Annotated in this window: 7 protein-coding genes and 1 pseudogene; 2 read left to right on the top strand and 6 right to left on the bottom strand. The window is 72.9% G+C overall.

The window, feature by feature from the left end; genetic code table 11:
- Positions 1 to 662: pseudogene (locus tag EAO75_RS44020) on the top strand (hypothetical protein); the annotation flags it as partial.
- Between the two features lie 152 nt (positions 663 to 814).
- Here the strand turns inward: EAO75_RS44020 and EAO75_RS44015 are convergent.
- Complete coding sequence (locus EAO75_RS44015) at positions 815 to 1,702, bottom strand: helix-turn-helix transcriptional regulator (protein WP_148000753.1); 888 nt, start codon at positions 1,700 to 1,702, stop codon at positions 815 to 817.
- A 204-nt stretch (positions 1,703 to 1,906) separates the two neighbouring features.
- Here EAO75_RS44015 and EAO75_RS44010 point away from each other — a divergent pair, with 204 nt between their 5' ends.
- On the top strand, positions 1,907 to 2,740 hold the full coding sequence (locus tag EAO75_RS44010; protein WP_148000752.1) for an SDR family NAD(P)-dependent oxidoreductase: 834 nt from the start codon (positions 1,907 to 1,909) through the stop codon (positions 2,738 to 2,740).
- Positions 2,741 to 2,812: 72 nt separating this feature from the next.
- Here the strand turns inward: EAO75_RS44010 and EAO75_RS44005 are convergent, their stop codons facing one another.
- From EAO75_RS44005 to EAO75_RS43985, 5 genes are all read right to left on the bottom strand, one after another.
- A complete protein-coding gene (locus tag EAO75_RS44005) occupies positions 2,813 to 4,966 on the bottom strand; it encodes a bifunctional serine/threonine-protein kinase/ABC transporter substrate-binding protein (RefSeq protein ID WP_148000751.1) in 2,154 nt (717 codons plus the stop codon).
- A gap of 66 nt (positions 4,967 to 5,032) precedes the next feature.
- Positions 5,033 to 7,303 (bottom strand): bifunctional serine/threonine-protein kinase/ABC transporter substrate-binding protein, encoded by a 2,271-nt coding sequence (locus EAO75_RS44000; RefSeq protein WP_148000750.1) that lies wholly within the window; start codon positions 7,301 to 7,303, stop codon positions 5,033 to 5,035.
- Complete coding sequence (locus EAO75_RS43995) at positions 7,300 to 8,031, bottom strand: hypothetical protein (protein WP_261989701.1); 732 nt, start codon at positions 8,029 to 8,031, stop codon at positions 7,300 to 7,302. Before EAO75_RS43995 ends, EAO75_RS44000 begins: the two co-directional genes overlap by 4 nt.
- Positions 8,032 to 8,437: 406 nt before the next feature.
- Complete coding sequence (locus tag EAO75_RS43990) at positions 8,438 to 10,351, bottom strand: multicopper oxidase family protein (protein ID WP_148000748.1); 1,914 nt, start codon at positions 10,349 to 10,351, stop codon at positions 8,438 to 8,440.
- On the bottom strand, positions 10,351 to 10,791 hold the full coding sequence (locus tag EAO75_RS43985; protein ID WP_148000747.1) for an SRPBCC family protein: 441 nt from the start codon (positions 10,789 to 10,791) through the stop codon (positions 10,351 to 10,353). Before EAO75_RS43985 ends, EAO75_RS43990 begins: the two co-directional genes overlap by 1 nt.
- Between the last annotated feature and the right edge of the window lie 128 nt (positions 10,792 to 10,919).

Here is a 10,919-nt window from a genome sequence, read left to right as displayed (position 1 = left end):
TGCACGCGGGGGAGGACCTCAAGGCCGCAACGGCCGATTTCGTCGCCCTCGCCGCCGAGTCGGCCGGATGGGACGACGACCCGGGAAGCCATGTCATGATCGCTGCGGAGACGGCTGTACTCCTCGGTGAGTCCGGCGAGTTCGGCCGGGCCCGCGAGGCCGCGGGCCAGGCACTCGCTGCCCACGCCCGAGCCCCGAGTTTCGAGCAGCTCAGCAACTGCCTGCGTGAACTCGCCCGCCTCCAGGCCCAGCAGCAAGGCCAGGAAAGCCTGGCCGACGCCCTCTCCTTCCTCGCCGACGCCGGCCGGATCGCCGACGAGGCCCGCGCCGCCGCATACGAGACCCACGGCCGTTCCCTGGACACCGCCCTGGCCTACGAGCACGGACGGGTCAACGCCTACGCCGGCGAGTACGAGGACGCCCTCGCCGCCCTGGAGAAGGCCCTCWCTCTGCTCGGCGAGCCGGCAGGAGACGCCGACCACGCCGGCGAGTGGGCCGAGTGCGTCCGCCTCGCGGGTGCCGTGCAGGGCCTCTACCTCGAACGCCCCGCCCCCGCCCTCACCCGCCTCGACGCGGCGGTCTCCCGCCTGACCGCCCTCGGCCACACCGAGGAGATCGAGCCGCTGGCCTCCTTGGCGGCCCGGCTGCGCGACGAGGAGTGACGCGACGGCGCCTCTGGCCCACCGCGCCGAGCCGTCGACGACGAGCAGGCCTGGGGGTCAGGGGCGCCGAGCCGGGCCCCGCCGGGCGCCTGCCCGCCCTGCGGCAGGAGCGAGAGTTGCCTGCCCCCGGCGGACAGCCGCCGGAGCTCACTTCACGGGTGCGGGTCGGCCGGGGTGATTTTCGAGCGGGTGGATCGCAGGTGCTGGGCGGCCGAGGTGGACAGCATGGTCAGCGCCTCGTCGGTGGGTGATCCGGGGTCGGCGAGGAAGGTGTACAGGGTCTGGTCGGGGTCGCCGGGGAAGGTCAGCGCTTCGGTGTGCAGCGTGAGGTCGCCGACGATCGGGTGGTGCAGGGCCTTTGTGCCGTGGCCGTGGACGACGACTTTCTGCGCGGCCCACCAGCGGCGGAAGTGCTCGCTTCTCATGGACAGCTCGCCGACGAGCTCGGCGGTGGCTGCGTCGTCGGGATGGCGGGCGGCGTCCATGCGCAGGGTGCCCACGAACTCGGAGGCGATGCGCTGCCAGCCGTCTGCGAAGAGTGAGCGCGCGGCCTCGTCGAGTATCAGCCAGCGGGTGACGTTGCGGTCTCGGACGGGCATCGCGTCGAAGTCGGTGAGCAGTGCGCGGGCCATGCGGTTGCTTGCCAGGATCTGGGTGCGGCGTCCCAGTACGAAGGCCGGCGTGTCCCCGAGGCGGGCCAGCAGTGTGTGCACGCCGGGACGCACCTTCTGCGCGGCACGGGGTGTGCGGCGGCGGCCCGCGCCCGGCTGACGGGCCACCGCGTGCAGGTAGCTGCGTTCGGCCGGGTCGAGCTGAAGAGCGTTCGCCAGGGCGTCGAGGACGGACTGCGAGGGAGTGATGGGCCTGCCCTGCTCCAGGCGTGTGTAGTAGTCGACGCTGACCCCGGCCAGCGCGGCCAGTTCCTCCCTGCGCAGTCCCGGGACGCGACGGGGTGCGGGGTCGTGGATGCCGAGGTGTTGCGGGTCCATCGCTGCGCGCCGGGCGCGCAGGAAGTCGCCGAGCTCTTCGTTGCGCTCCATAGGTCCATGGTCGCGCGCACGGGTCCGTGGCGCCGTGCTGAAGGTGGTCCTGCGGATCCCAGGAACGGGCGGGCCGGTTGCGCTGCTGTCGCGGACGCACGCCCGGTGTTCGCTGGAGAGCGCAGACACCGCCCAGGTGTTTCGCTCTCACCGATGTCGCCGTGCGCCGTGGCGTGCGGCCCGTCCTTCCGGGGAGTTCTTGACATGTCTTCCATTTGGCTTGTGACCGGCGCGACCTCCGGCTTCGGCCGTCTCGTGGCCGAGCGTGCGCTGACCGCCGGTGCCCATGTGATCGCCGTGGGGCGGCGTGGCGACCGGCTCGCCGAGCTGGCCGACCGGGCCGGGCGCGGGCAGGTCACCGCCGTACCGCTGGACATCACCGCGCCGGACGCGGAGGAGGTCCTGGCCGCCACGGTGCGGTCCGTCGGACGGCTCGATGTGCTGGTGAACAACGCGGGCTACGGTCTGTTCGGATCGGTCGAGCAGATAGGGGCCGCCGAGGCTCGAGCGATCTTCGACACCAATGTGCTGGCCAACCTCGCCGTCCTGCGCGCCGCGCTGCCCGCGCTGCGGGCCGCCCGCGGCAGGATCGTGCAACTGTCGTCGCTCATCGGCCAGTTCGCCTGGCCCTCCTCGGGTCTGTACTCGGCGTCCAAGGGCGCCGTGGAGCTGTTCAGCGAGGCCCTCGCCCATGAACTGGCCCCCACGGGTGCCAAGGTCACCATCATCGAGCCGGGCACCTTTGCGACCGAATTCGCCGCCAGCCTCCACGTGGTCGCCCCCAGTGACGTCTACGCGCCGACGGTGGGGAAGTTCCTTGCGGACTTCGCGGCGCTGCCGCCCGAGGTGTTCGGCGATCCGGAGACCGTCGCGGACGCGATCATGACGGTGACGGCGATGGAGGAGCCGCCCCTGCGCCTGGCAGTCGGCGCCGATGCGGTCGAGGGCATCCGGGCCTCCCTGCGCTCGCGCCTGGCCGAACTCGACCGCTGGGAGGCCTTCGCACGCGTGCGGGTCGACGAGGGTGCCCGCCCCTGAGCACCGTATGACCCGGGCCGTCTCGCCCGGCGTGAGCCGGCGGCGGCCGCCCTGGCTGCATCGGCCGGTCAGTCACGTCGCCGGCTTGCCGATGTCGTCCGCCCGGCCCACGAAGCGCAAGGTCCGGTCCGTCACCCGGTAGAGGAACGCGCCCGAGTCCTCCAGTGCGTGGAAGAACTCGGAATCGGCGTCGTAGCTGACCCTGCGGGTGATGCCCTGCCAGGGACGCCGCAGGAGTTCGGAGCGCAGGACGGAGCGAGGGGCGTCGCCGGTCGCGGTCAGGCCGTGGGCGGCGAAGCGGACGGTGTCGTAGGCCTCGGCCGACCAAGGAGCGGGGGCGGTGCCGAACCGGGCGCGGTGGGCCGCGGTGAACGCCTTGGTACGAGGGTCGGCGGCGGCGTCCGTGTACCCCGTGCCGATCAGCCAGCCGTCCGCCTCGGCGAGAAAACGGGCGCCGAGCACGTGCTCGTCCGCCACACACGGGCCGCCGTACCCCGCTTCGCGCACGGCGCGGGCGAAGGAGGCGGCCCGGTCGGGGTGGACGCCCGCGAAGAGGACGGCGTCGACGCCGCGGGCGGCGATCCGCCGGGCCGCGGCGCCGAAGTCGCGGCCCGCGGCGACCTCCTCGACCGTGGCGTCGCCGTCGAGCTTCTTGTGCACGGTGATGGTGCGGACCGTCTGGAGGCTTTCGGCCGCGTCGGTGAGATCGTGGACGACCGTGGTGTGCGCGGGCTTCACCACCCGGTTCAGATAGCGCAGGATCGCCGGCGGTCCTGCCGTTGTCGTCGGACGCATCAGCAGCGTGGTGGTGACGGTGACGCCGTCGAGTTCGTTCGTGTCGGCCCGCGTGACCAGTTGAGCCACCCGGGCCCGGGCGCAGGCCTCCACCGCTGCCGGTGCCGTGGAGTTGGTGCCGGTGCCGATCACGAGGAAGACCTCAGGGTCGGCGCCCAGCCGGGCGGCCGCCGCGACGGTCCCTTTCACCGTGCCGCCGTCGTCGGCGGTGCGCAGAACGAGATCGAAGGCGCGTCCCGCGGTGCCGTTGTGCTCGCTCACGGCCAGCCGGGCACCGCGCTCGTGAGCGGTGAACACGGCGTCGGACCGGTCGCCGAGGAGCCCGATCACCCGCCTGGGCAAGGCACCGGGCCCGGTCCCGGTCCCGCCGCTCGAACCCGAGCGGCCCCAACGCCACCAACTGCCCACACCGACCCCGCCCACACCCAGGACCGCTCCGCCGGCGGCCAGGACCCGGCGCCGGGACGTGGGTGCTCCCACCGCCTGCTCGGCGGTCTGCGTCACCGCGTCCGCGGTCCCGCTCACCGCAGGGCCGTCGGTGACCGTGCCCTGCGGCACCGGAAGCTCCAATACCCGCGCCGCGCGGGCCGCCACCAGAGCGGGCAGCCCCTCCGGCAGCCAGCCCTGCTCGTCGAACCGGCCGAAACGGTCGCGGAGTTCGCCGACCGTCGGTCGCTCTTCCGGATCCTTGGCCAGACATCGCCGTACGATCCCGGCGAGCGCGTCGGGTACCGCGTCCAGGTCGGGTTCCTCGTGCACGGTCCGGTACAGCACACCCGCCGCGCCGCCGACCCCGAACACGGGGCGGCCCGTGGCGGTGTAGGCAAGGACGCAGCCCAGCGAGAAGACATCGGTCGGCGGACCCACCGTGCGGCCCCGGGCCTGCTCGGGCGAGAGATAGCCGGGGGATCCGATGACCGACCCGTCGGCGGTGAGCGCGGTCACCCCGAGCGCCCGGGCGATGCCGAAGTCGATCAGGCGCGGCCCGTCGGCGGCGAGCAGGATGTTGGCGGGCTTCACGTCCCGATGGACGAGCCCGCACGCGTGGACTCCGTCCAGCGCCTCGGCCAGCGCGGCCCCCAGGCACAGCGACTGCGCCGTCGGCCAGGGGCCGTGCCCGGCGAGGGCATCGGCGAGGGAGAGGCCCGGCACATAGGCGGTGGCCAGCCACGGGGAGCGGGCCTCGGCGTCGGCCGCGAGGACGGGCACGGTCCAGCGGGCCCTGAGCCGGGTCGCCAGTTCCGTCTCGCGCCGGAAGCGGGCGCGAAACCCGGCATCGTCGGCGTGCTCGGAGCGGATCGACTTCAGGGCGCACCAGGTGCCGTGCGGGGAGCGTGCCAGGTAGACCACGCCCATCCCACCCGCGCCGAGCCGCGCCGCCAAGCGGTAGCCGCCGATCACGGACGGGTCGGACGGCAGCAGCCGATCCATGGCACGGACCCCCCTTCCGTCAACCTCCCGAGCCCGGTACGGGCCCGGGACCCGGCGACGCGCCCCTCAGCTCCGGGCATTCCCCGCGCCCTGAAGATCCGCGAGAGACCCCAGCTGGCGGAAGCGCCCGTCGCGCACCTCGTGCACATACGTACTGCGCATCCACCCCTGCCCGCTGCTGTCGAACTGGTGATACTCGCCGAAGGCGTACGTCCGGTCCATGCCCTGGTACTTCGCCTTCGCCATCCGCTCACCGAGCGCGGCCCGCTCCGGCCGGGCGCCGGTCCGCGCGGACACCGTCCGGGCGAACTCGCCGAGCAGCATCCGCACCGAGTCGTACGCCTCCGCGGCGTACGGTTCCGGAACGGCTCCGTAGCGCTTGCGCCACGCGGCGGTGAAGTCCCGCGCCGCCTTGGTGGTCAGGGCGGACGGATCGGCGGCGGAGTCGACCACGTACCAGCCCTGGCCCGCGGCTCCGGCGCGGCGCGGGAAGTCCGTGCCGTACAGCAGATGCTGCATCCAGCGCGGGCCGTCGAAACCGGCCGAGGCCAGCTGGCCGGCGGCGGCGACCGTGGCGTCCAGCGGGCCGAGGTAGGCGAAGGCGGTCACCCCGGCGGCGAGCAGCGCACGTACCGCCTCCGGGCCGTCGCCGGTCTCCTCGGCCACGACCTGAGGCACCACCTGGGCACCGAGCACGTCCCGCCACTGCTGCACCAGCAGGCTTGCCTGGTCCTGGATGGTCGTGCCGCCGGAGCGGTCCAGGACCACGCCGATGCGTCCCAGCCGGTTGGTGACCATGGCATGGAGGGCGATCCAGCCACCGAGCGCGGTGTGCGCCATCCCGGTCTGGAACGACGTACTGGGCGAGGTCACGAAGTAGTCCTGCTGGCCGGTGGTGCTCGACACATGGGTCAGTCCGGCCTGGCCGTAGACCTTCGCGGCCGACCGCATCGGGGTTTCGGTGACGGGCCCGAGAACGGCGACCACGTCCCGGTCCGCGGTGAACCGGCCGGCCACGTCCTGGGCGCCGGCCGCGTCGCCCCGGTCCCGCAGGACTTTGACCGTCAGGTCGTACGCGCGGTCCGGGGCGGCGTTGTGCTGGGCGACGGCGAGCCGGGCCGCGCGTTCGCTGACGCGGCTGACGAGCTCCGTCGACTCCGTGGCATGGACGCCCAGCACATAGACGGGACGGTTCTTGCCGGGCGGCGCTTTGTCGTCGTCGCGGTTCGCGAGCAGCGCGGCGGCGCTCGCACCTCCCGCGGCGAGCAGCAGCGCCCCACCGGCGAGCAGGAGTCGCCGCCGGGTCGGGCGCCGATCTGCGGTGTCCTGGGGTTCGCCCTCGGCGGGGGCGGGTGCGGGTGCGGCGGCGGACTCGTCCAGCTCGGTCGGCTCGATCTCGGGCAGCGCGAGGCCCTCGGCGGAGCGGGCGGCGATCATGCGTGCGACCGCGTCGGGGAGGTGAGTGGTGCCGTCCGGCTGGGGCAGTCGAGCGGCGCCGTCCTGGTCGGGGCGTTCGGTGGCGCCGTCCGGGGCGTCGTCCTCGGTGAGAAGTCGGCGCAGTTCCTCGGCGGTGGGCCGGTCTCCCGGCGCCTTGGCGAGGCACCGGGCCACGAGGGCCCGGGAGTCGTCCTCGATTCCGTCGAGCGTTGGTTCGTCGTGGACGGTGCGGTACAGCAGGGCTTCTGGTGCGCCGCTGCCGAAGGGCGGGTGGCCGGTCAGCGCGTAGGCCAGGACGCCGCCGAGCGAGAAGACGTCGCTCGCCGGGGTGGCCGGTTCGCCGCGGGCCTGTTCGGGGGAGAGGAATCCGGGGCTGCCGACGACCATGCCGGAGGCAGTCAGCGCCGTGTCGTCGTCGGCCCGTGCCACCCCGAAGTCGATCAGCCGGGGGCCGTCCAGGGCGAGGAGTACGTTGCCGGGCTTGACGTCCCGGTGGACGAGTCCGGCCGCGTGCACGTCCGCGAGGGCGTCGGCCAGCAGCCGGCCGAGAAAGCGTGCGGTGGCGGTGGGGAGCGGCCCGTGCGCGGCGACGGCCTCGACGAGCGAGGGACCGGGAACGAACACGGTCGCCAGCCATGGCTCAGCCGCCTGCGCGTCCGCGCCGAGCACGGGCACCACCCAACGGCTCGTCACCCGCCGGGCCAGCTCGACCTCGCGGGCGAACCGCGCCCGGAACGCGGGGTCGTCGGCGCTCTCGCCCCGGATCACCTTGACCGCCGCGAGGGTGCCGTCGTCCTCGCGACCCAGGTAGACCACGCCCATGCCGCCCGCGCCGAGCCGCCGCAGCAGCCGGAAGCCGGCGATGCGGGAGGGGTCTGCGGGCCTCAGAGGTTCACTCATCGCGAGCCCTCCGCATCGTCGTCGCCATCGGCAGTGCCCTTGCCCTCCGCGTCGGCGTCGTCCCGTGCCGCGTTGCCTCCGAGGCTGTCGATCTCGGCGGCCGTGTAGGCCACGCCTTGCGCCACCTGCGAGGCGATCCGCGTCGCCTCCTTGTCGTCGTGGCCCGCTCCGATACGGTCCGTCGCGGCCACCGTGACCGGACCGAGCCGGTACTTGAACCAGTCGAAGGGCAGCGCGCCCTTCGTGCCGTCCACGACGTACTCCCCGCTCTCGATGAGGTCGTCGTCGGTGATCCCGTTGCGCGCCTCGGAGAACGGATCGGCCCGCGAGTAGAGTCCGCGGACCCGCTCGGTGGCGTTCAACCGCTGGTTCGGACAGCGCAACGCCTCCTCCAGGGACACGGCCATGTCCCGGCGCGCGGCCGTGATGTCCTTGTGGACGGAGACCGTCAAGGACACGTGCACCGCGCCCTTGCCGCCGCTGCGCGGGAGCACGAATCTCCGGGTCAGACTGGCCAGTGTCGTGCCGGGCAGCGGCCTTCGCTGCCACACACAGTCCTCGTCGAGCACGGCCCACTCGCTCGGATCACTCTCGTACGGTTGGGCCTTACGGAAACCGGAACCGAAGTTGTCAGCCCGCGGGGCGAGCCCTCGCACGAACGCGACCGCTTCGGACCGGGTCTGCGGTGCCCGCTCTTCGGACATGGTGTACGGCTCGTCCTCGGCCACGGGGCTCGCCGAGGCCGACGGGCCGGCGGCGTCCGCCCCACTCGCGCTCCGCGCCGCATCAGCCGAGCCTTCGGTTGCGGAACCCCCGTCCGCCCCACCGGTACACCCGGCCAGCAGCAGTGTCCCCGCCACCGCTGCCACGACCGGTCTCCACTCGGACATCCCAGCCCCCCACCCGTATGGATGCGCTCCCGCCTCCGCGGCGGTACGTATGGAAGGCAGTTTGGCGCACGGTGGCTTTCCCGGACACCAACTCCTCTTGTCCGAACCGGACTTGACGCATGAACACGGTTCGGTTGTGGGGATGTCGCCAGACGGTGACGGACCGGTGCCGACCGGGCGCGACACCTGGACAGCCGACAGCCTGGCGGGCCCCTGCTTCCGGGCCTTCTATCCCGCGTCTCCCTCAGTGCGCCGGGCCGTGGTACGGAGTGGTGACATCGTCGTAGGCCAGGTGCATGATCATGCCGCTTTCGGCGTGTTCGAAGTTGTGGCAGTGGTCCATCCACACCCCGGGGTTGTCGGCGGTGAAGTCGATCTCATAGCTCTCACCGGGGGCCACATTGAGGGTGTCGGTCCACCAGGTGCTGCCGGTGACCGCCCCGCCGTTGCGTGAGATCACCCGGATCCGGTGGCCGTGCAGGTGCATGGGGTGGTCGATGATCCCCCGTGCGGTGATGCGCATCCGCACCCGGTCGCCCTCGTGGACCATCAGGGTCGGCACGGCCGGGGAGAGGCGGCCGTTGATCGTGTCCGTGAAGGTGAACGAACCTCCGCTGAAGCCGAAGCCGTTGTCCAGCACGAGGTCGAAGTCGCGGTCGTATGCCTGGCCGCCTTCCGGCTTCGGACCGGTTCGCTCGCCGTACGACAGGCGGTCGAAGAGATCGCCCCGCTTCAGCGCGGCGGGTTCGGCGCGCCCGTCGGGGCTGAAGGCGAGGCCTGCTTCGTTGGGGATCTCGGAGGTGTCCAGCCGTAGCGTCACCACGTCGTCCGGCATGGTGAAGGCCACGTCGTAGCGGCCGCCGGCGGCGAGGAACAGGTCCGTGCCGGGCTTGAGTTCGCCCGGTTCGTCGATCGGGTTGCCGTCGTGGGCGGTGACCCGGAACGGGGCGCCGCCGAGCAGGATCCGGTGCGGCTCCTTGGAGCTGTTGATCAGCCGTAGCACCACCGGTCGGCCGGCCTGGACCGCGCGGCGTTCGGCGCTGTCGGCTGTGCCGAACGCCCCGATCTGGTCGTCCGCGCCCGGCCACAGGTGGGTGAACACGTTCTGCTGCACGCCTTGTTGGCCGTCCTCCACGATCAGCGCACCGAACAGACCACGCTCCACGGACCGTTCGGAGTCCCGGTGCGTGTGATACCAGTACGTGCCGGCGCGGTCGGGTACGAAGCGGTAGACGTGCCTCTCGCCGGGGCGGACCGGGTTCTGGGTGACGCCCGGCACCCCGTCCTCCGCGTTGGGCACGTCCACGCCGTGCCAGTGCAGGGTGACGCCCTCGGTCACGTCCTTGTTGACCAGGGTGACCTCGACCAACTGTCCCTTTTCGACCCGCAGTTCGGGGCCGGGGCTGGTTCCGTTGAAGGTGAGCGCGTCGATCTTCCTGCCCGAGGACAGCCGTACGGTGCCGTGCGCGGCGGTCAGGGTGTAGCGGGCGTCGGGGATGCCGTCGCGCGGGCCGGTCAGCTCGTCCACGGAACGCATGGGCGCGTCCCCGGCGTCGTGACCGTGGCCCATGGCGTGCACGGAGTGCCCGGCGCGCTCCGGGCCGCCGCCCCAGTCCGTCGTCGCGGACTCGCTGACCAGGAACAGGCTTCCCAGCGCCATGGCGGTGACCGCCGCGGCGATCCCGGAGAGCCAGGGCAGCCGGGCCAGGCGGCCGCCGCGGGAGCGCCGGTCGCCGAGCAGGAGGGAGGTCCCGATCGTCGTGGCCAGAACGAGCGCGGACGCTCCGGCCGCGACCGGCAGATCCTGCGGACCGGGCGGGACGTACAGGAGATAGAAGGACAGCCAGGCACCCATCGCCGTGGTGTGCGCGGCGACGGCACTGGGCCGCACCAGCGCCCTCACCAGCGGCAGCACCACGACCGGCAGGCCGAGCAGGAGGCGATGGGCGACCAACGGCCAACCGCTGGTCGCCAGGAGCAGTACCGCGACCGCCAGCCGGGCTGCGACGATCGCGGCGGTGACGTACAGGACGAGCGGACGTCGCCGTATCTCGCCCCGCTGTGCCTGGCGGCGGCCGGCCCGGCGGCCCAGCAGACCGCCGGTGATCGCCAGCAGGAACGCCAGCACCAGATCGGTGAGGAAGAGAGGCTCGGCCACTACTCCGCCGCCTTCTTCAGAGCGTCGAGCCAGGTGACGAGCGAGTCGTCCAGCGCGGCGGCGAGGTTGGCGCGGTCGGCGTCGACCGGCGCGCCCGCCCAGGACTCCCGGGTGCGGACCACGACGCCGTCGCCGTCCTCGGTGAAGGTCCACTCGTGCACGCCGGTGATGCCGTGCGCGGGACCGCCCCACAGGATGCGGTGCGGGGCGTCGACCGCGTAGACGGTGGAGTCGATGGACAGGCCCGCGGTCAGCCAGTGGAAGGTGGTGCCGGGGGCGACGGGGCCGTCGAGCCGTGCCTCGGTGATGGCGCCCTGCCAGCTGGGCCAGGAGTCGATCCGGGTGTGCAACTGCCAGACCCGTTCGAGGGGAGCGGCGATCCGGATGGTGTGGTCGGCGATGACGGGGGCGTTCTCGTCGATGGTCGTGGGGTGGGTCATGGCGGTTCCTCGGTGTCCGGGCCCGGGCCGCCGTGGGGGAGTGGGCGGCGGCCCGGGCGGCTGGGGACGGTCGGGCGGGCAGATCGGAGTCGGGATCCAGTGGCCTTGGACGCCCGACGGGTTGGGGG

Source organism: Streptomyces sp. UW30 (assembly GCF_008042075.1).
Classification (GTDB): Bacteria; Actinomycetota; Actinomycetes; order Streptomycetales; family Streptomycetaceae; genus Streptomyces.
The sequence above is the reverse complement of the archived record's forward strand: the minus strand, read 5'-3'. Positions and strand labels throughout refer to the sequence as shown.

What these genes read in the sequence shown, in the direction of transcription:
- EAO75_RS44015 (WP_148000753.1), bottom strand. Translation starts at nt 1,702, where the DNA reads ATGGAGCGCAACGAAGAGCTCGGCGACTTCCTGCGCGCCCGGCGCGCA.
- EAO75_RS44010 (WP_148000752.1), top strand. Translation starts at nt 1,907, where the DNA reads ATGTCTTCCATTTGGCTTGTGACCGGCGCGACCTCCGGCTTCGGCCGT.
- EAO75_RS44005 (WP_148000751.1), bottom strand. Translation starts at nt 4,966, where the DNA reads ATGGATCGGCTGCTGCCGTCCGACCCGTCCGTGATCGGCGGCTACCGC.
- EAO75_RS44000 (WP_148000750.1), bottom strand. Translation starts at nt 7,303, where the DNA reads ATGAGTGAACCTCTGAGGCCCGCAGACCCCTCCCGCATCGCCGGCTTC.
- EAO75_RS43985 (WP_148000747.1), bottom strand. Translation starts at nt 10,791, where the DNA reads ATGACCCACCCCACGACCATCGACGAGAACGCCCCCGTCATCGCCGAC.